Genomic DNA, 25,699 nt, shown 5'->3' with positions numbered 1-25,699 from the left:
TCGGTTATGCCGCAGGAATCACAGATAAAAATCACGTATACTCTCGCGTCAGGATCCTTCATTCGCAACCGGATTAAGAATACGCTTCATGGCAGGAAAAAAACCAACCAACAAAACAAACGCAGACGAAGCCAGAGAACGTCCACGCGATCGCCAGATGGAAGGGCTGAAGATGCCGCCACATTCGCTGGAGGCTGAGCAGTCAGTGTTGGGCGGTTTGATGCTGGATAACGAACGCTGGGATAACGTGGCGGAACGCGTGGTCTCCAATGATTTCTTCAGCCGCCCGCACCGCCTGATCTTTACCGAGATGCAGCGCCTGCTGGAGATGAGTCGGCCTATCGATTTGATCACCCTGTCCGAATCGCTGGAACAGCGGGGCGAACTGGACTCTGTCGGCGGCTTCGCCTATCTGGCCGAATTATCGAAAAACACCCCAAGCGCTGCCAACATCGGCGCTTATGCGGATATCGTGCGTGAACGTGCGGTAGTGCGTGAGATGATCTCGGTGGCCAATGAGATCGCTGACGCCGGCTACGATCCGCAGGGGCGCAGCAGTGAAGATCTGCTCGATTTAGCCGAATCGCGGGTATTCCAAATCGCGGAAAACCGTGCCAGCAAAGATGAGGGTCCAAAAGGGATCGAGCGTATCCTGGAAGATACCGTTGCGCGTATTGAGCAGCTCTATCAGCAGCCGCACGATGGCGTGACCGGGGTGGATACCGGCTATCAGGATCTCAATAAGAAAACCGCCGGTTTGCAAAAATCGGATCTGATCATCGTCGCCGCCCGTCCTGCAATGGGTAAAACCACCTTTGCCATGAACCTGTGCGAACACGCCGCGATGACGCAGGACAAGCCCGTGCTGATTTTCAGCCTGGAAATGCCCTGCAACCAGATCATGATGCGTATGCTGGCCTCGCTGTCACGTGTGGATCAGACCCGTATTCGTACCGGCCAGCTCGATGACGAGGACTGGGCGCGAATTTCCAGCACCATGGGTATCCTGCTGGAGAAGCGCAATATGTACATTGACGACTCCTCTGGCCTGACGCCAACCGAAGTGCGCTCCCGTGCGCGGCGTATTTTCCGTGAACATGACGGCATCAGCCTGATCATGATCGACTACCTGCAGTTGATGCGCGTGCCGTCGCTCTCCGACAACCGAACGTTGGAAATTGCCGAGATCTCCCGCTCGTTAAAAGCCCTGGCGAAAGAGCTGCAGGTACCGGTGGTGGCACTGTCGCAGCTGAACCGAAGCCTGGAGCAGCGTGCCGACAAGCGCCCGGTCAACTCCGACCTGCGTGAGTCCGGCTCCATCGAGCAGGACGCCGACCTGATTATGTTCATCTACCGTGATGAGGTTTATCACGAGAACAGCGATCTGAAAGGGATTGCCGAAATTATTCTGGGTAAGCAGCGTAACGGCCCAATCGGTACCGTACGCCTTACCTTTAACGGCCAGTGGTCGCGCTTCGATAACTATGCGGGGCCACAGTATGATGACGAATAATCAGCTAAGGAACTGAAATGAAAGCGGCAACCGCTGTAATCGACCGCCGCGCTCTGCGACATAATCTGCAACAGGTGCGCCGTCAGGCGCCGCAAAGTCGCCTGATTGCCGTTGTGAAAGCAAACGCTTATGGACATGGCCTGCTGGAAACAGCCCACACCCTGCAAGATGCCGATTGTTACGGCGTGGCCCGCATTGGCGAGGCGTTGAAGCTGCGCTCCGGCGGCATCGTCAAACCCATCCTGATGCTCGAGGGCTTCTTCTCGGCCGAGGATCTGCCGGTGCTGGTGGCCAATAACATCGAAACCGCCGTACACAGTATCGAACAGCTTGAAGCGCTGGAGCAGGCCACGCTGGCGCGTCCGGTGCCGGTGTGGATGAAGCTGGATACCGGCATGCATCGTCTGGGGGTCCGCCCTGAGCATGCCGAGGCGTTTTATCAGCGTCTCAGCGCCTGCCGCAATGTGGTGCAGCCGGTGAATATCATGAGCCACTTCAGCCGTGCCGATGAGCCGGGTTCCGATGCCACGCTCAAACAAATGCAGTGCTTTGAACAGTTTGCCCGTGGTAAACCGGGCCAGCGTTCTATTGCCGCCTCCGGCGGTACCCTGCTGTGGCCAGATGCGCATAACGACTGGGTTCGCCCAGGCATTATCCTGTATGGCGTCTCGCCGATGGAGGACGCCAACGGCAGCCAGTTTGATCTGCAGCCGGCGATGACGCTCAAGTCCAACCTGATCGCGGTGCGTGAGCACAAGGCCGGCGAGTCCGTAGGCTACGGCGGCACCTGGGTCAGTGAAGGTGATACTCGCTTGGGCGTGGTGGCGATGGGCTACGGCGACGGTTACCCGCGCAGCGCGCCTTCCGGTACGCCGGTGTGGCTCAACGGCCGTGAAGTGCCGATCGTGGGCCGGGTGTCGATGGACATGATGTCGGTCGATCTGGGGCCGAACGCGACCGACAAGGTCGGGGATGAGGTGGTGCTGTGGGGGCAGGAGTTACCGGTCGAACGCATCGCCGAATGCACCGGCATCAGTGCTTATGAACTGATTACCAAACTGACGCAGCGCGTGGCGATGGAATATATCGGCGAATAAGTCCATTGAGGGGCCGCCAGGCAGCGGCCCCGTTATATTGAGTTACTTCTTCACTGCCAACCACTGATCGATAATGCTTTGATACTCGCCGGTCGCCTTGGCCAGGTGCAGCCACTGATCCACATACAGCTTCCAGCTCAAATCGTCACGCGGCAGCATGTAAGCCTTTTCGCCATACTGCATCGGCTTTTTCGGGTTGACCGCGCACAGCTTCGGATAGCGTTTTTGCTGATACTGCGCCTCGGAAGCGTCGGTAATCATCACATCGGCTTTCTTGTCGACCAACTGCTGGAAAATCCCCAAATTATCATGGGTCAACGTCAGTTTGGCCTTGGGCAGATAGGCGTGGACAAAGGCCTCGTTGGTGCCGCCTGCCGGCTCAAGCAGGCGCACGGACGGTTTATTGATCTGGTCAATGGTGCGGTATTTCTTCACGTCGGTGCAGCGCACTAACGGGATCTTGCCGTCGGTATCCAACGGGTCGGCGAAGAACACCTGCTTTTGACGTTGCAGCGTGACTGAGATGCCGCCCATGGCGATATCACATTTGCCGGCGACAAAGTCCGGTGTCAGGGTTTTCCAACTGGTTTTCACCCATTTCACCTTGGCGCCGAGGCTTTTTGCCAGCGATTCCGCCATGGCGATATCAATGCCTTCGTAGCTGCCGTCTTCTTTTTGGAAGGTATAGGGTTTGTAATCGCCGGTGGTGCACACTTCCAGCGTGCCTTGTTGTATCACCTTATCCAAATGCGATTGTGCGCTGGCGCTTCCGGCGGCAACCAGCAGTGCGAGAGGGAGAAATCTTTTCATCGGCGTCCTTATTATACATTCGTGGTTTTATGCGCTATTTAACCGCTCATTGTTGCTGACTTGCGCGAGTTACCCGTTTTTTATGCCATTTGCAGGCGGAAACGTCCGGCATTGCTGCTGTGCGCTTCACAACCTCGGCGCGGGAAGGGTATCCACAGTCAAAAAACTGATAGGCTGTAACGTCAACATTTATTAACACAGTTTACAGGTGGCTATGTACAACATTGACGATTTTGATATGAAAATCCTGACGCTGTTACAGGCCAATGGCCGTCTGACCAATCAGGAGCTGAGCGATCTGGTGGGGCTGTCGGCATCCCAGTGTTCGCGGCGGCGTATCAGCCTGGAACAGGCGCAACTGATCCGCGGTTACCACGCGCGACTGGCACCGGAGGCCGTCGGGCTAGGGTTGGTTGGCCTGATAGAAGTGAGCCTGACCCACCATGCTCAGGAGCAGATCGACAGTTTCCATCAGATGCTGGAAGAAGTGGACGCCATTCTTGACGCTTACAAAACCACCGGCGATGCTGATTATCTGCTGAAGGTTGCGGTGGCGGACCTGCCGGCACTGGACGATTTGATCAGCCAGACGCTGTCCCGCCACAAAAGCGTGGCGCATATCAAAACGGCGGTGGTGCTCAACCGAATCAAGGAAAATGGTTTGTTGCCGGTTGCGAGATAAAGCTCAAACTGAACGGCCTTTTCCGTCTATATTAGGAGCGTAACGCTGTGCCTACTCACCATAATCCAGGAGAATAATCCGTGTTCCAGAATGTTGATGCCTACGCAGGTGACCCGATCCTGTCGCTGATGGAAAAATTCAAAAAAGACTCACGTGCGCACAAGGTTAACCTGAGTATCGGCCTTTACTATGATGAGCAGGGCATTATCCCGCAGATGAAAGCGGTTGCTGCGGCAGAAGCGCAACTGAACAGTGTGGATCAGGGGGCATCGGTGTACCTGCCGATGGAAGGTCTGCTGCCTTACCGCACGGCGATCCAACATTTGCTGTTCGGTGCCGAACACCCGATGCTGCAGCAAGGGCGCATCGCCACCATTCAAACCGTGGGCGGTTCCGGCGCGCTGAAAGTCGGTGCCGACTTCCTGAAAAGCTACTTCCCGGATTCGCAGGTGTGGGTCAGCGATCCGACCTGGGAAAACCACGTTGCCATCTTTGGCGGCGCTGGGTTCAAAGTGAACACCTATCCGTACTTCGACAGCGAAAGCCTGGGCGTGAAATTTGACGCCATGCTGAGCGCGTTGAAACAGCTGCCGAAGCACAGCATCGCATTGCTGCACCCGTGCTGCCATAACCCGACAGGTTCCGACCTGACCCACACTCAGTGGGATGAAGTGGTCAAAGTGATCGCCGAGCGGGAACTGATCCCGTTCCTCGATATCGCTTATCAGGGCTTCGGCGGCGGCATTGCCGATGATGCCTACGCTATCCGCACTATTGCTGCGGCCGGTTTGCCATGCCTGGTGAGCAATTCCTTCTCGAAAATTTTCTCGCTGTACGGCGAACGCGTCGGCGGCCTGTCGGTGGTGTGTGAAAGCGAAGAAGCGGCCGGACGCGTGTTGGGGCAACTGAAGGCCACGGTGCGTCGTAACTACTCCAGCCCGCCGAACTTCGGTGCGCAGGTGGTGGCGAAGGTGCTGAACGACGCGCAGCTGAAAGCCCAGTGGTTGGCCGAAGTGGAAACCATGCGCACCCGTATTCTCGAGATGCGCAAGACGCTGGTGGAAGCGCTGAAAATCGCCCTGCCGCAACGGAACTTCGACTATCTGCTCGCACAGCGCGGCATGTTCAGCTACACCGGCTTTAGCGCTGCACAGGTTGATCGCCTGCGTGAAGAATTCGGCGTGTACCTGATCCACAGCGGACGCGTTTGCATGGCTGGCCTGAACCACCACAACGTGCATCAGGTAGCCGAGGCGTTTGCCGCCGTGCAGTAAAAGCTGTTAGGGTAAACTGACGTTAGCCAGGGAGCGATAGCGATATCGCTCCTTTTTTGTTGTCGGTTTGCCGCCAGAGTTGCCGCAAACTGGAGAGAGAATATACTGATTGAGGGGCGCTCACTTATGTGGCATCAGCAAACGCTAATCCTCAGCGCAAAAGCGCGTGGTTTTCATCTGGTTACCGAAGAGATTACTGACCAGCTAACCCACTTACACCGCCTGCAAACTGGCCTGCTGCATCTGTTATTGCAGCATACCTCGGCCTCGCTGACGCTGAACGAGAATTGCGATCCTACGGTGCGAGCCGACATGGAGCAGCATTTCCTGCGTCAGGTGCCAGAGAACGCACCCTATCAGCATGACTACGAAGGGCCGGACGACATGCCGGCGCACATCAAATCCTCTCTGTTGGGCACGTCGTTGACGCTGCCTGTCGGTCACGGGCGGCTGATGCTGGGCACATGGCAGGGAATTTGGCTGGGGGAGCACCGCATCCACGGCGGTTCACGCCGGGTTGTGGCCACGTTACAGGGGGAATAACCCAATGAATAACACAGCACTGCTGGAATACTGCATGGCGAAGCCGGGCGCGGAACAGAGCGACCAGAACCAGTGGCAGGCCAGCCAAATCAAGGTCGGCGACGTTATGTTCGCCATGGTGTGCGAGGTACAGGGGCGACCTGCTTTGGCGGTAAAATCCAGCCCGGAACTGGCGGAAAGCCTACGGGAGCATCACCCGGAGATCGTCCCCTGCGTCGGACTGAACAAGGCACACTGGAATACGGTCTTTCTTGATGGCAATCTGCCGAACTCGCAGTTCTATACGTTGATCGACAGTTCCTATCAGCTGGTGCTGGAAGGGTTACCCGACCATGTGCGCCAGGAATTGCGCGCCTAGCCATAGATAACGGCAGGTGTAGCGCCTGCCTGAGTCCTTCGTTTATTTCTTCTGTTTTCCCTCCAAACTGTGATCGCGATTCGATATTGGGAACGTTCCCGTTTTATTGTTGATGAGGAAAGACTAGGCTTTTTAATCAATAAGCCGAAATACCAAAGGATGCCGCGAGATGGCGATGAGTGAAGAAAAACGCAAAATGATTGCCGGTGAATTGTACGACGCCGGCGACGAACTGTTGCGCAGCGAGCGCAAGCGCGCACGCCAATTGATCCACCGTTACAACCATTCGTCACCGGATGAGGGCGACCTGCGTAAACAGGGATTGGCAGAATTGTTGGGCCAGTATCAGGGGGGCACTATCGAGCCGACGTTTCGCTGCGATTACGGCTACAACATCTATCTGGGGAAGAATTTCTACGCCAATTTTGACTGCGTGATCCTCGACGTATGCGAAGTGCATATCGGCGATAACTGCCTGCTGGCGCCTGGAGTGCATATTTATACCGCCACCCATCCGCTGGATGCGGAAACCCGCGTGGGCGGGGCGGAGTTCGGCAAGCCGGTGCGCATTGGCAATAATGTGTGGATTGGCGGTCGTGCGGTGATTAATCCCGGCGTTACGCTGGGGGATAACGTGGTGGTGGCGTCCGGTGCGGTGGTGACCAAGGACGTGCCTGCGAACTGCGTGGTCGGCGGCAATCCGGCGCGAGTGATAAAGCAGCTGTAAGAAAATCGGGCGCCGCTGTGGGCGCCCGAGAGGCTTAGGCTCGCAAAGAGTCGATATCCACCACGAAGCGATATTTCACGTCGCTTTTCAGCATCCGCTCGAAGGCTTCATTGATTTGCTGCATCGGGATCAGTTCGATATCCGAGGTAATGCCGTGCTGGCCGCAGAAATCCAGCATCTCCTGGGTTTCTGCAATGCCGCCAATCAGTGAACCGGCGATGCGACGACGCTTCATGATCAGGTTAAACACCTGCGGTGACGGATGGTCGTGCTCCGGTGCGCCAACCAGCGTCAGGGTGCCGTCACGGCGTAGCAGATTGAGGAACGGGTTCAGATCGTGCTGGGCCGCCACCGTGTTAAGAATAAAATCGAAACTGTTGGTGTGCTGCGCCATCTCTTCCGGATTGCGTGAGATCACCACTTCGTGAGCGCCGAGGCGTTTGGCATCTTCGACTTTGGACGCTGAAGTCGTGAACAGCACCACATGCGCTCCCATCGCCCGGGCCAGTTTAACGCCCATGTGCCCCAGCCCGCCGAGACCGACGATGCCCACCTTTTTACCCGGACCGGCGCCCCATTGACGCAGCGGGGAATAGGTGGTGATACCGGCGCACAGCAAGGGGGCGACACCGGCAGGATCGAGGTTTTCCGGTACGCGAAGTACAAAGTCCTGATCTACTACCATATCGGTGGAGTAGCCGCCGTAGGTGGTGGCGCCGGTTTGTCGATCCTCACCGTTATAGGTGCCGGTAAACCCATTTTCACAATATTGCTCCAGACCCTCGTCACAGCTCGGACAGCTGCGGCAGGAGTCCACCATACAGCCCACGCCGACCAAATCGCCGACCTGATAGCGTGACACATGGTTGCCGACGGCGCTCACGCGCCCCACAATTTCGTGGCCGGGAACCACCGGAAAAAGGGTGTTGTTCCATTCGTTGCGGGCCTGGTGTAAATCCGAATGGCAGACGCCACAGAACAGAACCTTGATTTGCACATCGTGGTCGCGCAAGGTGCGCGGCGTGTAATCAAAAGGAACTAACGCTGATTTGGCGTCATGCGCGGCATAGGCGTGCGTAATGTTCATGGTAACTCCAGTCATCAGTGTATGGGGGGAACGGCTTCCGGCAGTAGGGTGCCGGTGGACGTGGCCTGAGCACGGCAAAGGGCCACAGAGGGAACATTGATGATAAAAGCTGAGAGCAGGGAGGGAAATGCCTGAAAATGTCTAAATCTTGCCTGTTTCTGTTCAATTTGACCGAAACGGGTAAGCGTGCGGGCCGCTACAGTAACGACCCGCCTGGCAGGGGATTATTTCTTCTTCAGTAACGGCTTAAGGAAGCGCGCGGTGTGCGACGTTTCGCAATTAGCCACGGTTTCCGGCGTGCCGGCAACCAGGATCTCACCGCCGCCGCTGCCACCTTCCGGCCCCAGGTCGACAATCCAGTCCGCGGTTTTAATCACGTCCAGGTTGTGCTCAATCACCACGATGGTATTGCCCTGATCGCGCAGTTGATGCAGCACCGCCAGCAGTTGCTGAATATCGGCGAAGTGCAGCCCGGTGGTCGGCTCATCCAGGATGTACAGCGTTTGACCGGTACCGCGTTTTGACAGCTCACGAGCCAGCTTGACGCGCTGCGCTTCCCCGCCGGACAGCGTGGTCGCCGACTGGCCGAGACGGATGTACGACAGGCCGACTTCAATCAAGGTTTGCAACTTACGCGCCAATGCCGGTACCGCGTCGAAGAAATCACGAGCCTCTTCGATGGTCATCTCCAGCACTTCGTGGATGCTTTTGCCTTTGTACTTCACTTCCAGCGTTTCGCGGTTATAGCGTTTGCCTTTGCACTGGTCGCACGGTACATAGATGTCCGGCAGGAAGTGCATTTCCACCTTGATCACACCGTCACCCTGGCAGGCTTCGCAGCGGCCACCCTTGACGTTAAAGCTGAAGCGGCCCGGGTTGTAACCGCGACTGCGCGATTCCGGCACGCCGGCGAACAGCTCACGCACCGGGGTGAAGATGCCGGTGTAGGTCGCCGGGTTGGAACGCGGAGTGCGCCCGATCGGGCTTTGATCGATGTCGATCACCTTGTCGAAGTGCTCCAGACCGGTCACTTCGCGGAACGGCGCCGGTTCGGCAATAGTGGCACCGTTGAGCTGGCGCTGGGCGATCGGGAACAGCGTGTCGTTGATCAGCGTGGATTTGCCGGAGCCGGATACCCCGGTAATGCAGGTAAATAGCCCCACCGGCAGCGTCAGCGTCACGTCCTTCAGGTTGTTACCGCGAGCACCGCTCAATTTCAGCACCTTGGTCGGGTCCGCCGGGACGCGCTGTTCCGGAATGGCAATCTCGCGTTTGCCGCTGAGGAACTGGCCGGTCAAGGACTCAGGCTGCGCCATGATGTCTTCGACGGTGCCTTCCGCCACTACCTGACCGCCGTGCACGCCGGCGCCGGGACCGATGTCGATGACATGGTCGGCGGCGCGGATGGCGTCTTCGTCATGTTCCACCACGATCACCGTGTTACCGAGGTTACGCAGATGGATCAGGGTTTCCAGCAGGCGTTCGTTGTCGCGCTGATGCAGGCCGATTGACGGCTCATCCAGCACGTACATCACGCCCACCAGGCCGGCACCAATCTGGCTGGCCAAACGGATACGCTGCGCTTCACCGCCGGAGAGGGTTTCCGCCGAACGCGACAGCGACAGGTAGTTCAGGCCGACGTTCACCAGGAACTTCAGGCGATCGCCAATCTCTTTCAGCACTTTCTCGGCGATCTTGGCGCGCTGGCCGCTGAGCTTCATGTTCTGGAAGAAGGCCATCGCATGGCCGATGCTCAGATCGGAAATTTCCGGCAGCGTGGTGTCTTCAACGAACACGTTTCGCGCTTCTTCGCGCAGACGGGTGCCGTGGCACGAGGCACAAGGGCGGTTGCTGATAAACTTCGCCAGCTCTTCGCGCACCGCACTGGATTCGGTTTCTTTATAACGGCGCTCCATGTTGTGCAGCACGCCTTCGAACGGATGGCGGCGCACGGTGGTGTCACCGCGATCGTTGATGTATTTGAATTCGATCGATTCTTTACCGGAGCCGCTGAGCACCGCTTTCTGCACGTTGGCGTCCAGGCTGTTGAAAGGCGCTTCAACGTCAAACGCGTAATGCTCTGCCAGCGAACGCAGCATCTGGAAGTAGTAGAAGTTGCGACGATCCCAACCGCGAATGGCACCGCCGGCCAGCGAAAGCTCGGGGTTTTGCACTACGCGTTCCGGATCGAAGAACTGCTGTACGCCCAGACCGTCGCACGTTGGGCAGGCGCCAGCCGGGTTGTTGAACGAAAACAGGCGCGGTTCGAGTTCGCGCATGCTGTAGCCGCAGATAGGGCAGGCGAAGTTGGCAGAAAACAGCAGCTCATCCGCTTTTTCGTCGTCCATATCAGCCACAATGGCGGTGCCGCCGGACAGCTCCAGCGCGGTCTCGAAGGATTCCGCCAGACGCTGCGACAGATCATCACGTACTTTAAAGCGATCGACCACCACTTCGATGGTGTGCTTTTTCTGCAACTCCAGCTTCGGGGGATCGGAAAGATCGCACACTTCGCCGTCGATGCGTGCACGGATATAGCCCTGGCTCGCGAGGTTTTCCAGCGTTTTGGTGTGCTCGCCCTTGCGGTCTTTTACCACCGGGGCCAGCAGCATCAGGCGTTTGCCTTCCGGCTGGCTGAGCACGTTATCCACCATCTGGCTAACGGTCTGCGCCGCCAGTTCGACATGGTGATCCGGGCAACGCGGTTCGCCGACGCGGGCAAACAGCAGACGCAGGTAATCGTGGATCTCGGTGATGGTGCCGACCGTGGATCGCGGGTTATGCGAGGTCGATTTCTGCTCGATGGAAATTGCCGGTGACAGACCTTCAATGTGGTCGACGTCCGGTTTTTCCATCAGCGAAAGGAACTGGCGTGCATAGGCGGAGAGCGATTCGACGTAGCGACGCTGCCCTTCGGCATACAGGGTATCAAAGGCCAGCGAGGACTTGCCTGAACCGGACAGACCGGTGACGACGATCAGCTTGTCACGCGGGATAATCAGGTTGATGTTTTTGAGATTATGGGTTCGAGCACCACGAACTTCGATATTGTCCATTTACACTTCCCGTCTTGATGATACACCGCGCCTGTCTGGGTGATTTACACACGATTATGTGATCGAACGCGCAAAAAACCGGCACAGCCAGTACGAAACGCATAATTATGACACAAAAAAACCTGAATGAATATCCAGTACATGAATGCAAACAGGTCGATCGAAAGGACAATTCCGGAATACAGCACGCAGTAATCAACACGGGTGTCGTTTCAGGCTGAGCGTGTTAAACTTACTCGTTTATACTGTGTAAAAATCAATCATCAGGAGAGTTCTCATGGCCAGCAGAGGCGTAAACAAAGTAATTCTGGTCGGGAATCTGGGCCAAGACCCGGAAGTCCGTTACATGCCGAATGGCGGTGCAGTGGCCAACATTACCCTGGCAACCTCCGAAAGCTGGCGTGACAAGGCGACTGGCGAGCAGAAAGAAAAGACCGAGTGGCACCGCGTTGTGCTGTTCGGCAAGCTGGCTGAAGTGGCGGGCGAATATCTGCGTAAAGGTTCCCAGGTGTACATCGAGGGCGCGCTGCAGACTCGCAAATGGACCGATCAGGCTGGCGTAGAAAAATACACCACCGAAGTTGTGGTTAACGTTGGCGGCACCATGCAGATGCTGGGCGGCCGTCAAGGCGGTGGCGCACCGGCAGGCGGTGGTCAGGCTTCCGGCGGCCAGGGCGGTTGGGGTCAACCTCAGCAGCCACAAGGCGGCAACCAGTTCAGCGGTGGCCAGCAGGCGCGCCCGGCGCAGAACAACGCACCGGCAGCCAGCAGCAATGAACCGCCAATGGACTTCGACGACGATATTCCTTTCTGATATCAGGTTGTCCTAAGCCCAAAAAAAAGCCCCTTTCGGGGCTTTTTGCTTTTCAGAACATTTAAGCCGAAAAACCGCCGTCGATGCTCAGGCTGGCACCGGTGATATAGCCCGCCTCCGGACCGGCGAGGTAAGCGACAAAGCTGGCGATCTCCTCATCTTTACCGTAACGGCTGATGGCCATCATGGCTTTTAACTGTTCGGCGAAATCACCGCTGGCCGGATTCATGTCGGTATCGACCGGGCCGGGTTGCACGTTATTGACGGTGATGCCGCGTGGGCCCAGATCGCGCGCCATGCCTTTGGTCAGACCGACCAGCGCGGATTTGCTCATGGCATAAACTGCGCCGCCGGCAAAGGGCATGCGTTCAGCGTTGGTGCTGCCAATATTGATGATTCGGCCACCGTCATTCATATGGCGCGCCGCTTCCTGGCTGGCGACAAATACGCTGCGCACGTTGACAGCCAGCGTGCGATCCAGATCTTCCAGCGGCAGCTCTTCGGTACTGCCCATCGCAAGCACGCCGGCGTTGTTCACCAGAATGTCCAGATTACCCAGGCTGTTTACTGCCTGGCGTACCGCTTGTTGCAGGGCCGCGGCATCGGCACTGTCGGCCTTGATGGCGAGCGCTTTACCGCCGGTGGCGGTGATTTCGCCCACCAGGGCGTCTGCTTTTTCGGCGGAGGCGACGTAGGTGAAGGCTACGGTGGCGCCTTCACGTGCCAGGCGCTTAACGATGGCGGCACCAATGCCGCGTGAGCCGCCCTGAATAAATGCGACTTTGTTTTGCAGAGGATGTGCTGTTGTCATGGTGCTTCTCCAGAGTGGGGTGAGGTTAAACATCTACCGGATCAGTATCTGGGAAACGCCGGGTTGCCACTAGCCACAAAGAGCTATAATCAGCTTAAACCGTGGGTTTGAAATCAACAGGGGAAACCATGCTGGGCCATCTGGAATGTTTTGTTTGCAGCGCAGAGAACGGCAGCTTTTCTGCGGCCGGACGCAAGCTGGGCATCAGCTCTGCGGCAGTCGGGAAGAACGTGACCAAGCTGGAGACGATCGTCGGGGTAAGGCTTTTCCAGCGCAATACGCGCAAATTGATCCTGACCGAAGAGGGCGAGCGTTTTTTGCAGGAGGTCAGCGGCGGCCTGTTGTCGATCCAGTGCGCATTAAAAGGAGTAAGCAGCGGCGGCGGTGTGGCGGCCGGCACGCTGAAGGTCAGCATGGGGACGGCGTTCGGCCTGCATTTTGTCATGCCGATGCTGCCCGACTTTCTGGCGCGGTACCCGGCAATTGTCCCCGACTGGCATTTCGACAACCGCAAAGTGGATCTGATTGGTGAGCATTTTGATGCTGCAATGGGGGGCGGTATCGAATTGGCGCAGGGCATGATTGCACGTGAACTGGCTCCAGCCCACGGCGTCCTGGTGGCTTCTGCAGCGTATCTGCAGCGCAACACCGCCATCCGGCAGCCGGAACAGTTGATGAATCATGCGGGCATTTTTATCCGCTCACCGCAAACCGGGCGGATCCGTAATCTGCCGCTGCGTAATGCGGAGAATGAACAGCGAGCGCCGTCGATGGAAATCAAAATGACGGTAAATGAACCGGATGCCGCAGCGCAGGCGGCGGAAATGGGGTTGGGGATCGCGCTGATCGCCATGCCGAACGCCTTGCCTTATCTGGAAAGCGGTCGACTGGTGCGGGTATTGTCGGGCTGGTATGTCGATCGCGGCAGCGTGCACCTGTATTTCCCCACCACCAAGTTTCTGCCGACCAAAACCCGAGTGTTTGTTGATTTCATGATCGAACAATTTCGGCTGCAGAAGCTGGCGGCGAGGTTTGATGCTCGCTAGAAACGAGAAAAGCCCCTTGCGGGGCTTTTTTCTTCCGTCAGTTTACTGTCTGACGATCAGTTGAAGATTTCTGCGGTGCCATACAGTTTGTTCTGGCCACCGGCGGAGATGATGCGGTAAGAGCTGGCACCGGATGCAGCGGCTTTGCTGGCCAGTTCATTTTCCAGCGTGCTCAGGTTAGAAGCGCCGCTCACGGACACCACACCGATTTTCTGGGCACCGGCCGCAGGCTGGTTAGCGGGTTGGTCAGCGGCAACGCTGGCGAAAGAAGCGGTAGTCAGCAGCAGAGCGGTAGCAAAAAATTTGATGTTTTTCATGATTCAATCCTCAGGGTATTTTTTAGGTGAGAGGCTGTTGTCTCTCGATGTGTTAGATAATAGGCCGTCATGCCCAAAGAGAAAATCGGAGAGTTTTGAGTATCTCTGTCAAATTTATTGATTTAATTTTGAGCGACAGATGACCTTGTTGGCGGGTGGGATAATTCACCACTACCCTTTAACCAGAAGCCTCGACATATAACGGGTGTGGCAACAGAGTGGAGAAGCCCCATGATTATCGTGCACCATCTAAATAACTCGCGGTCGCAGCGCATCCTGTGGTTTTTGGAAGAATTGGGAGTGCCGTACCAGGTGCAGCGCTATCAGCGCGATCCGCAAACCATGCTGGCGCCTGCGGAGTTGAAAAAGATCCATCCGCTCGGCAAGTCGCCAGTGATTGTCGATGGCGATCTGACGCTGGCAGAGTCCGGCGCCATTATTGAATATCTGCAGGAAGCCTACGATGCGCAGGGGCAGTTTATCCCCACCGACTATCATGCCCGGCAACAGTATCGTTACTGGCTACATTATGCCGAAGGGTCACTGATGCCGCTGTTGGTGATGAAGCTGGTGTTTAGCCGTTTGGGCCAGCCGCCCATTCCCTGGCTGTTACGGCCAGTGGCAGGGGCTATTGGCAAAGGCGTACAGCGGGAGTATCTGGATAAACAGATTGCTCCGCACCGCGACTATCTTGAACAGCACCTGGAAAAAAGCACCTGGTTTGTCGGCAATGAATTCAGCGCAGCGGACATCCAGATGAGTTTTCCGCTGGAAGCGATGGCGGCACGTGGCGCATTGGATGGCTGTCCAAAGCTACGCGACTATCTCCAGCGTATCCATGCGCGGCCGGCCTACCAACGTGCGCTGGAGCAGGGCGGGCCTTATGACCTGCTGAAATGAGCGAGTGGGCTATACTCGATGAGGTCACTCTTCGTCGGAGGTAGCCCATGGCTACGCAAATTTTTGTTAACCTGCCGGTGGGCGATTTGCCCGTATCCATCGAGTTTTTCACTCGTCTTGGTTTCAGCTTTAATCCACAGTTCACCGATGACACCGCCGCCTGCATGGTGGTCAGCGACAGCATCTATGTGATGCTGTTGACCCACGACAAATTCAAAATGTTCACCCCGAACCCGATCAGCGATGCCAGAAAGGCGACCGAAGTGCTGATATGCCTGTCGCAGCCTAACCGGGCAGCGGTGGACGATCTGGTGCGCAAAGCGATCGCCGCCGGCGGCAATACCTATAATCAGCCGCAGGATTATGGCTTTATGTACGGACACGGTTTTCAGGATCTGGACGGACACATCTGGGAACTGATGTACATGGATGAAAAGGCGGCCCAGGCTCAGTAGTCGTTTTGCCCTCCGAAAGGGGGGCCTTCCCATCGGATTTACCTATGAGACAAATATCGTATTTTCGATAATGATTGATCCCAGTGCTTTTCCGCATAAATTGGCGCGATCTTTGGTTGATCAGACGGTATGGAAGGCTGGATAATCGTTTGCCTTGAATAAACCACCATAAATTACCCGCACCATTCACTGTGAGTTAAACGTTTGCCTTTGATGCGACGCCCATTGGCGACGTGAGCAAAGGGCAGAAAAGCAAACGTTACCCTAATGAACATGCGTGGGCGGAATAACAAGCCTCTTTAAACGGGCTGGCAATGAAACACAGGGGACAGCAACATGTCGAATTCTCAAGCGAATAACGCCGTTAAACCAAAAGGCGGGCTTGATGGTTATTTTAATATTTCTGCGCGCGGCAGCACCGTGCGTCAGGAAGTGGTGGCGGGGCTAACCACCTTCCTGGCGATGGTGTACTCGGTGATCGTGGTACCGAGCATGCTGGGCAAAGCCGGCTTCCCGCCTACGGCGGTGTTTGTCGCCACCTGCCTGGTGGCGGGGCTCGGTTCGTTGCTGATGGGGTTATGGGCCAATTTGCCGATGGCCATCGGCTGTGCGATTTCCCTGACCGCTTTCACGGCGTTCAGTCTGGTGCTGGGCCAACACATCAGCATTCCGGTGGCGTTGGGGGCGGTATTCCTGATGGGGGTGCTTTTTACCATTATTTCGGTAACCGGTATTCGCGCCTGGATCCTGCGTAATTTGCCGATGGGCGTCGCTCATGGTACCGGCATCGGTATTGGTCTGTTCCTGTTGCTGATCGCCGCTAACGGCGTTGGCCTGGTGGTGAAAAACCCACTGGACGGCCTGCCGGTGGCTTTGGGCGCATTCACTTCGTTCCCGGTAGTGATGACGCTGCTCGGGCTGGCGGTGATTTTCGGGCTGGAAAAACTGCGCGTTCCCGGCGGTATCCTGCTGGTGATCATCACTATTTCGGTGGTGGGGTTGGTGTTTGACCCGGCGGTGAAATACCAGGGCTTATTCGCGATGCCAAGCCTGGCGGATGCCAACGGCAATTCGTTGATTTTCAGCCTGGATATCATGGGCGCATTGCAGCCGGTGGTCTTGCCGAGCGTGCTGGCGCTGGTGATGACCGCGGTATTTGACGCTACCGGTACTATCCGTGCGGTGGCCGGTCAGGCCAACCTGCTGGATAAAGACGGGCAAATCATCAACGGCGGCAAGGCGCTGACTTCGGACTCCCTGAGCAGCATTTTCTCTGGTCTGGTCGGTGCGGCCCCGGCGGCGGTGTATATCGAATCCGCAGCGGGCACGGCTGCGGGCGGTAAAACCGGTCTGACAGCAACCGTAGTCGGTTTGCTGTTCCTGCTGATCCTGTTCCTGTCGCCGTTGTCTTATCTGGTGCCGGTTTACGCGACCGCACCGGCGCTGATGTACGTTGGCCTGCTGATGCTGAGCAACGTCACCAAGCTGGACTTCAATGATTTTGTCGATGCCATGTCCGGCCTGCTGTGCGCCGTGTTTATCGTGCTGACCTGCAATATCGTCACCGGTATCATGCTGGGCTTCAGCTCATTGGTGATTGGCCGCATCTTCTCCGGCGAATGGCGTCGGCTGAATATCGGCACCGTGCTGATCGCCGTGGCGCTGGTGGCATTCTATGCCGGCGGCTGGGCAATCTAACCGCTATGTCGTTTCCCCCGTCGCTCTGGCGGGGGATGTTTGCCCTCATACCCTATTCAGATAAATCTCCTTCTGCCGATGCTGCATTTTGAAAGGCACAACAAGCTTTAACCGCCGTAAAAAAAGTGATCTACTATCGGGTATACATCAGAGATGTAGTCTGAACCCAAGAGTCTAAGGAAAGCATGGAAATCTTTTTTACAATCCTCATTTTAATCCTGGTGGTCTCCCTGTCCGGGGTGGTGACGCGCATGTTGCCGTTCCAGGTGCCGCTGCCGTTAATGCAAATCGGTATCGGGGCCCTGTTGGCCTGGCCGCATTTCGGGTTGCACGTCGACTTTGACCCTGAACTGTTCCTGGTGCTGTTTATCCCGCCGCTGCTGTTTGCCGATGGCTGGAAAACCCCGACGCGGGAGTTTTTGCACCACGGTCGTGAAATTCTTGGCCTGGCGCTGGTATTGGTGCTGATCACCGTGGTCGGCGTCGGTTATCTGATTTACGCCATGGTGCCGGGCATTCCTCTGGTGGCGGCGTTTGCGCTGGCGGCGGTGCTGTCGCCAACGGATGCCGTGGCGCTGTCCGGCATCGTCGGTAAAGGGCGTATTCCGAAGCCGATCATGGGCGTGCTGGAAGGCGAGGCGCTGATGAACGACGCGTCCGGCCTGGTCTCACTCAAATTCGCTATCGCGGTGGCGATGGGCACCATGGTGTTTACCGTGGGCGGCGCGACCCTTGAGTTTCTCAAGGTGGCGATCGGCGGCCTGCTGGCCGGTGTAGCGGTCACCTGGCTCTACAGTAAATCTTTGCGGATCATGAGCCGCTGGAGCGGCGATGACCCGGCGACGCAGATAGTCTTCCTGCTGCTGTTACCTTTTGCTTCTTACCTGATTGCCGAACACATTGGCGTGTCCGGCATCCTGGCGGCGGTGGCAGCGGGGATGACCATCAGCCAGTCCGGCGTGATCCGCAACGCGCCGCTGGCGATGCGCCTGCGCGCCAACAGCGTCTGGGCGATGCTGGAGTTTGTGTTCAACGGCATGGTATTCATCATGTTGGGCCTGCAGCTGCCGGGGATCCTGGAAACCTCCATCCTGCAGGCGGAGCTGGATCCGACCATTCAGACCTGGTACCTGTTTGCCGACGTAGCGATTATCTACGCGGCGCTGCTGGTATTGCGTTTTACCTGGCTGTGGCTGATGAAAAACGCCAGCCGTCGCTTTATGAAAAAACGGCCGTTGCAGTTCGGCGATTACACCACCCGCGAACTGTGGGTAGCGTCGTTTGCCGGGGTACGCGGGGCGATTACGCTGGCCGGTGTGCTATCAATTCCGCTGTTGCTGAGTGACGGCACCGCCTTCCCGGCGCGTTACCAGTTGGTGTTTATCGCCGCTGGGGTGATCCTGCTTTCATTGATTGCCGGCGTACTGGCGCTGCCGCTGTTGCTGCGCGGCGTTCAGGTGGCGGATAAGAGCGTCAGCAAAAGCGAAGAGCGGATGGCAATCGCCATGGCGGCTGAAGTGGCGATCGAAAGCATCAACAAAATGGAAGAGCGGTTGGCGGTTGATACCGAGGAAAACCTCGATCCGCAGGTGCTGAAAGAGATCAGTTCGCGAGTGGTGGGGACGCTGCGGCGCCGTATCACCACCAAGGACGATATCGAGAATGCGCTGATGCTGGAGAACCTCGAGCGACGTTTCCGCCTGACGGCGCTACGCGCTGAGCGTGGGGAGCTATATCACCTGCGCGCTACGCAAAAAATCAGCAACGAGACGCTGCAGAAGCTGTTGCACGATCTCGACCTGCTGGAAGCGCTGTTGATAGAGCGAGAAGGATAATACTCACGGGGCCGCATATGCGGCCCTGATTTGATGACAAACACCCGAAAAGCGTGGTTTTCGGGTGTTTGGGGTAAAACTGAAGACATCATCCTTTGTTTTTATCAGCACACAATCCATGACTTTTAAGTACAAAGGAATTATCAGCAGTCTGGGGCCGCATATGCGGCCCTTGTTATTTGTGGTGACTGGTACTGGCTGCGGGCCAGTAGTCGCGGCAGCAGGCTATCCAGGCCTGTGCACTGTGCGACAGGTAGCTGCCCTGCCGCCAGATCAACCCGACTTTCCATTCCATACGGGGTTCCAGCGGCAGCCAGATCAGGTTTTCCTTATCCAGCCATTGGCAGACCGGCTCCGGCAGGGTGGCGATGCCGACCCCGGCCTGTACCATCGAAGCCAAAAAATCCCACTGTCCGCTGCGCACCGCAATCTGTGGCTCAAACCCGGCGTGACGGAACGCTTTCATCAGCATTTTGTACAGCGCGAAGTCCTCGTTATAAAGCAGGATCGGCCAGTTAGCCAACTCGGTGATATTGATGCTGGTGCGATTAAGCCAGTGTGGCGTGCGCGGCGCAACCACGCACATGGGGTGGACGAGTAACGGCAGGAAGGTCAGTGGTTGATCCGAATCGACCGGCAGTATGGTCATCGCCAGATCCAGCTCGCCGGACATCACCGCCTGCTCCACCGACAGCCCACCCAGCTCGGAGATTTTCAGTTCGATGCCAGGGTAGGTTTGGCGGAATTGACGGATCAGATCGGCAATCTGCCGGCCGACCATGGGGGGAATACCCAGCCGCAGCACGCCTTTTTTAACCGAACTGATGTCTTCCAGCTCCGCCTCCAATTGGCGGAACTCATCAATGATCGCCAGCCCGCGCTGGTATACCGCTTGCCCGCTGTCGGTCAGGTGCAGTTTGCGGCCTTCGCGGATCAGCAGCGTGCATTCCAGTTCTTCTTCCAAATGGCGCAGCATCTTGCTGATGGTCGGTTGGGTGACGAACAGTTTCTCCGCCGCGCGGGTAAAGCTTTGCTGGCGCACCACTTCCACGAAGTAGCGCAGGGTGCGGACATCCACGTTGGATTCTCCTGGGGGAAGTACCGTCGGGAAACTATTCCCTGATGGCATGATGTCGATAATTTTAATTCATTTCAGGCGAGGTTTCCTGGCTGCGTATACTGTAAACCGTGAATTTTTTGTTTAAGGCCTTCCCCCATGTTATTGGCGTTCCGCCACGCTGCTCCCTCTTTGTTGAACCGGCTGCAGGTGCCGATCCAGGTTGCTTTATATGCAGTGTTATTTTTGATTGCTGACCGATTGGTGCAGCAGTTCCATCTGCCGCTGCCCGCCAACATTGTTGGCATGTTGATGTTGTTGGCGCTGATCCTGTTGCGCATTCTGCCGCTGAACTGGGTCAAGGCCGGTTCGCGCTGGTTGCTGGCCGAGATGCTGCTGTTCTTTGTTCCAGCGGTGGTGGCCGTGGTGAACTATGCCCAGCTGTTAATGGTGGAGGGCTGGAAAATTTTCCTGGTGATTGCCATCAGCACCATGCTAACGCTGGGCGCGACCGGATTGGTGGTCGATCGCGTCTATAGACTGGAAGTCTGGCTGCAACGGCGTAAACAACGCGATGAATGATTTTATCCTTAGCCTCGCCTGCTTTCTGGCAACCCTGGTGTTGTACTTCGCCAATAAAAAACTCTACCGGCGCCGTCGTACCCTGCTGCTGATGCCATTGGTGTTGACGCCGATGATCCTGGTGCTGCTGCTGGTGGTGACCCATATTTCCTACCAAGACTACATCGGTGAAACGCACTGGCTGCTATGGCTATTGGGGCCGGCGACCATCGCCTTCGCGGTGCCGGTCTACGAAAATCTGCATATCATTCGTCGCCATTGGTTATCGCTCAGCGCCGGGGTGCTAACGGCGGTGTTGGTGGCGGTTTACAGCTCGGTGTGGCTGGCTCGCCTGCTGACCTTGCCGGAAGAAGTGCAACGCAGCCTGGCGGTGCGATCCATCACCACGCCGTTTGCACTGGAGGCCGCCAAACAGATGGGCGGCCAGCCGGATCTGGTGGCGCTGTTCGTGGTGATCACCGGAGTATTCGGTATGGCGGTGGGGGACATCCTGTTTCTGCGGCTGTCAGTGCGCAGCAGTCTGGCGAAAGGGGCCGGGCTGGGGGCTTCGTCGCACGGCGCCGGTACCGCGAAAGCCTATGAGATGGGGCAGGAAGAAGGCGTCGTCTCCAGCCTGGTGATGATGCTGGCGGGGATTATCACGGTGATTGCCGCCCCACTGATAGGGCAACTGATGTGGTGAGCCTGCGGCACAAGCGCCGCAGGCGGGGGAACGTTAACGGATACCGGTCGATGCGGCGGGCGCTCGCGTAGACTCGCGCAGAACACGACCGATTTCCTCATGGCTGAAAATAATAGAGTGGTGGTTACAAGCCAGAGGCTGTATCTGCAAAGACGGGCTGATGGATGACAGCCCGTTGTCGGCAATCGCCAGCAGCTCGCGCCCATCCCCTTGGTCGCTCATACTCAAATTCACGTCTTCCGTGGCTTTGAATAGCGTGATCCGTGCGTGCCTCAATGGCGCACTGAGCCTTTCCTTATTCAAAGATAACTCCGTAGGCTCCGCCCGTAGCGCTCTGGCGGCGGCCTCGCCATCAATGCCCAGCATCGCCAGCATGGCCGCCAGCAGGCCCGGTTCGCTGCGGAGCTGGAAGGCGGTTTGGTAGAAGGTATCCAGCAGGAAGACCTGCACGTCACTAAAGCCGCGACTTTCAAGCTGCGCCGCCATTTCAAGCGCAATCAGCCCCCCTAGCGACCACCCCAAAAGGCGCACGGGGCGGCTGGGAGCCAGTTTCATATGGCCGAGATAATATGATGCCAATTCGCGTAATGACGTGATGGGCGTTGGCATAAACAGGTTGTAATTGTTAATGCCAAAGGCGTTAAACTCACCCTCCAGCGAACTGGCCAGATCGTGGTAAATATCGCAGCCGGTGACCGCAGGATGAACCATCCAGATATCGTTGGCGGCCTGGGTGCGGTTAAGCCGCAGTACCTGCTTGAAGGCCAGGCTGGTTTGGTTCAGTCGCGCCAACAGCTGTTGTAGCGGTGCTGCCGTAATCGGTGCATCAATGTCAGAGTCCTTCTCGCTGGCCAGTGCTTGCGCTTGGGCGCGTAACGACGGATGAGCGAACAGCGTTTTTATCACCACCGGGTAGCCACGGCGTTTCAGTTTGACCAGCAGTTGAATGGCATGCAGCGAGTGGCCGCCGAGCTCAAAGAAATCATCGTCCAGGCCAATTTGCGCAACGCCCAGCAGTTCGGACCAGAGTTCGGCAAGCTGTTTTTCCAACGCAGTTTGGGGCGCTTCATAGCGCAGTGAAACTTGCGTAACCGGTGCGGGGGCAGGCAGGGCTTTGCGATCCAGCTTCCCATTAGGCGAGAGGGGTAATGCTTTCAGCCTGACAAAGCTGGAGGGCACCATAAAATCGGGTAACTGCTGTTGCAACTGCTGACGCCACTGTGTCGAATGGACATTCTCGTCCGGTGCCACCACGTAGGCTATCAGCCGTTTTCCGCCCTGTCCGTCTTCCTTTGCCAGTATTGCAGCATCTTCCACACCTGTGCACTGCCGCAGTTGCTGTTCGATTTCACCCAATTCAATACGTACCCCATGGATCTTGACCTGGAAATCATTTCTGCCAAGGTACTCAATGTTGCCATCCGGCAGCCAGCGGGCGAGATCGCCGGTTTTATACAAACGTGCATCGGACTCGGGGCTAAAGGGGTCGGCAATAAAACGCTCGGCGTTCAATTCCGGGCGGTTAAGGTAACCGCGGGCGACCTGGATACCGCCGATATGGAGTTCGCCGGCGACGCCGGGTGGCAGCGGCTGTAGCTGATGGTCCAGAATATGGAGCTGCGTATTGGCGATGGGTTTGCCGATCGGCACCAACGGCCGTTCGTCATTGGGCAGACATTGCCAACTCGAAACATCTACTGCGGCCTCCGTCGGTCCGTAGAGGTTGTACAATTGCGCCTGAGGCAACTGTTGCAGGCAGCGTTGCACTGTCGCCAGGGGCAAGGCTTCGCCGCTGCAGAGTATGCGACGCAGGGACGCGCACTGTGTCATTTCGCCATGCCGCAGGAATAATTGCAGCATCGAAGGGACAAAATGCAGCGTGGTGACGCGGTTTTGTGCGATGCAGGCGCTCAGATAGTCGGGGTCCTGATGGCCGCCGGGTTTGGCAATGACCAGTTGCGCACCCACCATCAGCGGCCAGAAGAATTCCCAAACTGAAACGTCGAAACTGAACGGCGTTTTTTGCAGTATCACGTCGTCATGCGTCAGAGGATAGGCTTGCTGCGTCCAAAGCAGGCGGTTGATCACGCCCCGATGTTCATTCATCACGCCCTTGGGTTTTCCTGTCGAGCCTGAGGTATAAATCACATAAGCCAGGCTGCGTTGCGGATCGGATGCCAAAGGGGCAAGGTTTTCCGTGGCTCCCTGTTGCCAGCGATGACTATCATGCTGCAGGTGCAGACGCGGAATAACGACGTCATGGATCGAATGCAGCGCCTGCTCACCGGCCTCGTCAATCAGCACGAATTTCGCGCCGCAATCCTGCAGCATATGGCGCAAGCGATCCTGCGGGTAGTCAGGATCGATTGGCACATAGGCGGCCCCCGATTTTAAAATGGCATACAGCGCCATCACCATCTCCGGGCTGCGGTTGACGCAAACCGCGATGCGATCGTCCGGCTGTATCCCTTGCTGACGCAAGAATCCGGCAAACTGGTTCGCCTGCTGATTCAACTGCAGATAGCTTACCTGTTGTTGCTCATAGCACAGTGCCGGGGCGTTAGGCGTGCGCAGAACCTGTTGCTCTAAAAATTGATGAATGCCCTGCGGCATGGCCCAGGATTGCTGCGTATGATTCCATTCGCCAAAAATCTGTTGCCGTTCAACGGGCAGTAACAGCGGCAATTGACCCAGGGGCAGGTCAGGATCGCCTTCTAACAGGCTATCGAGCATTTGCAGGATGCGGCTGGCGATACGTTCACCGTCTTTATCGCTAAACCAGGCTTGGTTGAGGTTGAACTCCAGCAGCGGATCGTCACTCGGGTGGTAATGGCGCAGATAGATACCCAATGGCAGCTGTTCATAGCCATGATGGATGTTTTCTACCTTGAACTGGCTTCCCTCCAGCTCGATATCGGTTGGGAAGGCCTCAAGCGAAAAGCTGATATCAAACAGCTGGCGTCTTCCCTGTTGATGCAGGTTCAACTGACGGTTCAGTTCGGCAATGGGAAAGCGCTGGTGGCGATAGCATCTGCGCAGCTCGCTGCCCACTTGTCGCAGCAGGTGGTGAAAGGGCTGCTGCAGATCCACGTCGATATTGAGTGGGATCATGGAGGAGAACATGCCCAGCGTTTGTTTATGATCCTGAGTGCTGCGGTTATGCACCGGGACGCCCAGGGTGACATTATCCATCTGCCAAATTCGGGCGAACCAACTTGCCAACAGAGCCACCATAAAATGCATGGCCGAACCGCCGTGCTGAGCTGCATATTGCTCCAACCGCAGGAAACGTTCACGCGGTAAACGCTTGATGATTTGACTGCTGGGATAGGCTTGCTGCTCTGTGTAATGTGGTCGCCGCTCCAGCACAGAAGCTGGTGCCGTTGCAAAACGTTCCAGCCACCAGTCACGGTCGCGTTGATAACGTAACGACTGGAGATAAGCCTGATCGCTAACGACGAAATCCCCGTAGTGTGACTTGCTGGCCTCACTTTTATCCCCAGCTTTTAATTGCTTATAGCGATCCATGATCATACGGCTTAATAAAGAGATCGAGGTGCCATCGGCAATCAGATGGTGCGAGGCCAATAACCATAGCGTAGTTGAATCATCGATTTTGGTTAAATGGCAGCGCCAGAGCAGGTCTTCATAGAGTTGATAAGGTTGGATAAACATGTCACGCAGATGGTTCTGCGCCAGGCTGGCGGCATCTTCTTGCTGCGAAAAGTCGGTGTAGTGAAGTTCAATGGATCTTTGAGAAAGAGGTTGCTGAATGATGCCTTGCGGTGTTTCCTTCAGGGTGGTTTGCAATGCATCATGCCGTTGCTGAACCTGTTGGATGGCTTCTTTAAACAGAGGGAAAGAGATCTCCCGCTCCACTCGCCATAAACACCCCACATTATAGAGAGGAATATCAGGATTTAATGTCTGGTCGAGCCATACGGCCTGTTGTACCGTCGTGAGAGAATAAGCGGACACGGAACCACCTCCATAAAAATAGGAAAGAGTCGACTTAAATAGGTGCGTAGTCGGTAAGTACTCGAACATTATAAGAGGTGATGGTAAATTCGCCCAATTTCACATTAACTATTTTAAATTGTTTGTTTGAATAATTTAAATTGGATTTGTTTGCGATTGAATTGTTTTGTGTTTAATTTATTTCTTTGTGTATCGTTAGTAACGATATAAATAGATATTTTCAATTGTTTGACGAGAAAAAATAAGGGGGGTTATCAAGGGGGTTTCTGAGGTCTTGATGGGTTTTTTATGTGTAATGTATTGATCTTAATTGGTTTATTTTTATTGTGTTGTCGGCGTTTTTTTTCTGAAAAATTTATGAGGGGATGTTGTCGTTG

22 protein-coding genes are annotated in these 25,699 nt (G+C 56.3%); 15 read left to right on the top strand and 7 right to left on the bottom strand.

The features are described 5' to 3' along the window. Positions 1-88 precede the first annotated feature (88 nt). Together dnaB and alr are read left to right on the top strand one after the other, a co-directional pair. Positions 89-1,513: a replicative DNA helicase gene (gene dnaB / locus H0S68_RS22250; RefSeq protein WP_020837159.1), complete on the top strand. Its 1,425-nt coding sequence runs from the start codon at positions 89-91 to the stop codon at positions 1,511-1,513. A gap of 17 nt (positions 1,514-1,530) precedes the next feature. Then, positions 1,531-2,610 (top strand): alanine racemase, encoded by a 1,080-nt coding sequence (alr, locus tag H0S68_RS22245; protein WP_048759934.1) that lies wholly within the window; start codon positions 1,531-1,533, stop codon positions 2,608-2,610. A 42-nt stretch (positions 2,611-2,652) separates the two neighbouring features. Here alr and H0S68_RS22240 read toward each other — a convergent pair whose 3' ends face one another. Beyond that, positions 2,653-3,420 carry a transporter substrate-binding domain-containing protein gene (locus H0S68_RS22240; protein WP_048759931.1) on the bottom strand — a complete coding sequence of 256 codons (768 nt, stop codon included), beginning with the start codon at positions 3,418-3,420 and terminating at the stop codon, positions 2,653-2,655. Positions 3,421-3,634: 214 nt separating this feature from the next. Here H0S68_RS22240 and H0S68_RS22235 point away from each other — a divergent pair, with 214 nt between their 5' ends. The 5 genes from H0S68_RS22235 to maa all read left to right on the top strand — a co-directional run bounded on the left by H0S68_RS22235 (position 3,635) and on the right by maa (position 7,004). Continuing rightward, complete coding sequence (locus tag H0S68_RS22235; RefSeq protein WP_020837156.1) at positions 3,635-4,102, top strand: Lrp/AsnC family transcriptional regulator; 468 nt, start codon at positions 3,635-3,637, stop codon at positions 4,100-4,102. An 80-nt stretch (positions 4,103-4,182) separates the two neighbouring features. Next, positions 4,183-5,376, top strand: coding sequence for an amino acid aminotransferase (locus H0S68_RS22230; protein WP_261287010.1), 1,194 nt, complete (start codon positions 4,183-4,185; stop codon positions 5,374-5,376). Between the two features lie 126 nt (positions 5,377-5,502). Further along, positions 5,503-5,919, top strand: a complete 417-nt coding sequence (locus H0S68_RS22225; RefSeq protein WP_017894193.1) for a secondary thiamine-phosphate synthase enzyme YjbQ — start codon at positions 5,503-5,505, stop codon at positions 5,917-5,919. 4 nt (positions 5,920-5,923) lie between these two features. After that, entirely contained in the window at positions 5,924-6,277 is a 354-nt protein-coding gene (locus tag H0S68_RS22220; protein WP_020837154.1) for an MmcQ/YjbR family DNA-binding protein, read from the top strand. A 169-nt stretch (positions 6,278-6,446) separates the two neighbouring features. Continuing rightward, positions 6,447-7,004: a maltose O-acetyltransferase gene (gene maa, locus H0S68_RS22215; protein WP_044553781.1), complete on the top strand. Its 558-nt coding sequence runs from the start codon at positions 6,447-6,449 to the stop codon at positions 7,002-7,004. Between the two features lie 34 nt (positions 7,005-7,038). Here the strand turns inward: maa and H0S68_RS22210 are convergent, their stop codons facing one another. After that, the gene (locus H0S68_RS22210; protein WP_020837152.1) at positions 7,039-8,091 is read right to left on the bottom strand and encodes an NAD(P)-dependent alcohol dehydrogenase; all 1,053 of its coding nucleotides are present in this window, start codon (positions 8,089-8,091) and stop codon (positions 7,039-7,041) included. A gap of 224 nt (positions 8,092-8,315) precedes the next feature. Continuing rightward, complete coding sequence (gene uvrA, locus H0S68_RS22205; protein ID WP_142816294.1) at positions 8,316-11,147, bottom strand: excinuclease ABC subunit UvrA; 2,832 nt, start codon at positions 11,145-11,147, stop codon at positions 8,316-8,318. A gap of 277 nt (positions 11,148-11,424) precedes the next feature. On the opposite strand from uvrA, the gene ssb1 reads away from it, so the two are divergent. Continuing rightward, on the top strand, positions 11,425-11,961 hold the full coding sequence (gene ssb1 / locus H0S68_RS22200) for a single-stranded DNA-binding protein SSB1 (RefSeq protein WP_020837150.1): 537 nt from the start codon (positions 11,425-11,427) through the stop codon (positions 11,959-11,961). A gap of 61 nt (positions 11,962-12,022) precedes the next feature. Here the strand turns inward: ssb1 and H0S68_RS22195 are convergent, their stop codons facing one another. Continuing rightward, on the bottom strand, positions 12,023-12,772 hold the full coding sequence (locus H0S68_RS22195) for a 3-oxoacyl-ACP reductase family protein (RefSeq protein ID WP_410529027.1): 750 nt from the start codon (positions 12,770-12,772) through the stop codon (positions 12,023-12,025). Positions 12,773-12,900: 128 nt separating this feature from the next. On the opposite strand from H0S68_RS22195, the gene H0S68_RS22190 reads away from it, so the two are divergent. Continuing rightward, positions 12,901-13,818, top strand: coding sequence for a LysR family transcriptional regulator (locus tag H0S68_RS22190; RefSeq protein ID WP_130015865.1), 918 nt, complete (start codon positions 12,901-12,903; stop codon positions 13,816-13,818). A 56-nt stretch (positions 13,819-13,874) separates the two neighbouring features. Here the strand turns inward: H0S68_RS22190 and bhsA are convergent, their stop codons facing one another. Next, positions 13,875-14,135 (bottom strand): multiple stress resistance protein BhsA, encoded by a 261-nt coding sequence (gene bhsA, locus H0S68_RS22185; RefSeq protein WP_020837147.1) that lies wholly within the window; start codon positions 14,133-14,135, stop codon positions 13,875-13,877. A gap of 231 nt (positions 14,136-14,366) precedes the next feature. Here bhsA and H0S68_RS22180 point away from each other — a divergent pair, with 231 nt between their 5' ends. From H0S68_RS22180 to H0S68_RS22165, 4 genes are all read left to right on the top strand, one after another. Next, a complete protein-coding gene (locus H0S68_RS22180; protein ID WP_128864510.1) occupies positions 14,367-15,035 on the top strand; it encodes a glutathione S-transferase family protein in 669 nt (222 codons plus the stop codon). A 47-nt stretch (positions 15,036-15,082) separates the two neighbouring features. Continuing rightward, positions 15,083-15,490, top strand: a complete 408-nt coding sequence (locus H0S68_RS22175) for a VOC family protein (RefSeq protein WP_020837145.1) — start codon at positions 15,083-15,085, stop codon at positions 15,488-15,490. Positions 15,491-15,826: 336 nt separating this feature from the next. Beyond that, entirely contained in the window at positions 15,827-17,188 is a 1,362-nt protein-coding gene (locus H0S68_RS22170; RefSeq protein WP_020837144.1) for an NCS2 family permease, read from the top strand. 185 nt (positions 17,189-17,373) lie between these two features. Continuing rightward, positions 17,374-19,023 carry a Na+/H+ antiporter gene (locus H0S68_RS22165; protein ID WP_020837143.1) on the top strand — a complete coding sequence of 550 codons (1,650 nt, stop codon included), beginning with the start codon at positions 17,374-17,376 and terminating at the stop codon, positions 19,021-19,023. Between the two features lie 175 nt (positions 19,024-19,198). Here the strand turns inward: H0S68_RS22165 and H0S68_RS22160 are convergent, their stop codons facing one another. Beyond that, complete coding sequence (locus tag H0S68_RS22160; RefSeq protein WP_410529026.1) at positions 19,199-20,101, bottom strand: LysR substrate-binding domain-containing protein; 903 nt, start codon at positions 20,099-20,101, stop codon at positions 19,199-19,201. A 138-nt stretch (positions 20,102-20,239) separates the two neighbouring features. On the opposite strand from H0S68_RS22160, the gene H0S68_RS22155 reads away from it, so the two are divergent. Next, positions 20,240-20,662, top strand: coding sequence for a CidA/LrgA family protein (locus tag H0S68_RS22155; RefSeq protein WP_115060649.1), 423 nt, complete (start codon positions 20,240-20,242; stop codon positions 20,660-20,662). Next, positions 20,655-21,344 (top strand): LrgB family protein, encoded by a 690-nt coding sequence (locus H0S68_RS22150; RefSeq protein WP_020837140.1) that lies wholly within the window; start codon positions 20,655-20,657, stop codon positions 21,342-21,344. Before H0S68_RS22155 ends, H0S68_RS22150 begins: the two co-directional genes overlap by 8 nt. A gap of 33 nt (positions 21,345-21,377) precedes the next feature. Here the strand turns inward: H0S68_RS22150 and H0S68_RS22145 are convergent, their stop codons facing one another. Beyond that, complete coding sequence (locus tag H0S68_RS22145; RefSeq protein WP_410529025.1) at positions 21,378-25,322, bottom strand: non-ribosomal peptide synthetase; 3,945 nt, start codon at positions 25,320-25,322, stop codon at positions 21,378-21,380. Positions 25,323-25,699 lie beyond the last annotated feature (377 nt).

This window comes from Serratia sp. AXJ-M (assembly GCF_046531865.1).
In the GTDB taxonomy this organism is placed as follows: domain Bacteria; phylum Pseudomonadota; class Gammaproteobacteria; order Enterobacterales; family Enterobacteriaceae; genus Serratia; species Serratia liquefaciens.
The sequence above is the reverse complement of the archived record's forward strand: the minus strand, read 5'-3'. Positions and strand labels throughout refer to the sequence as shown.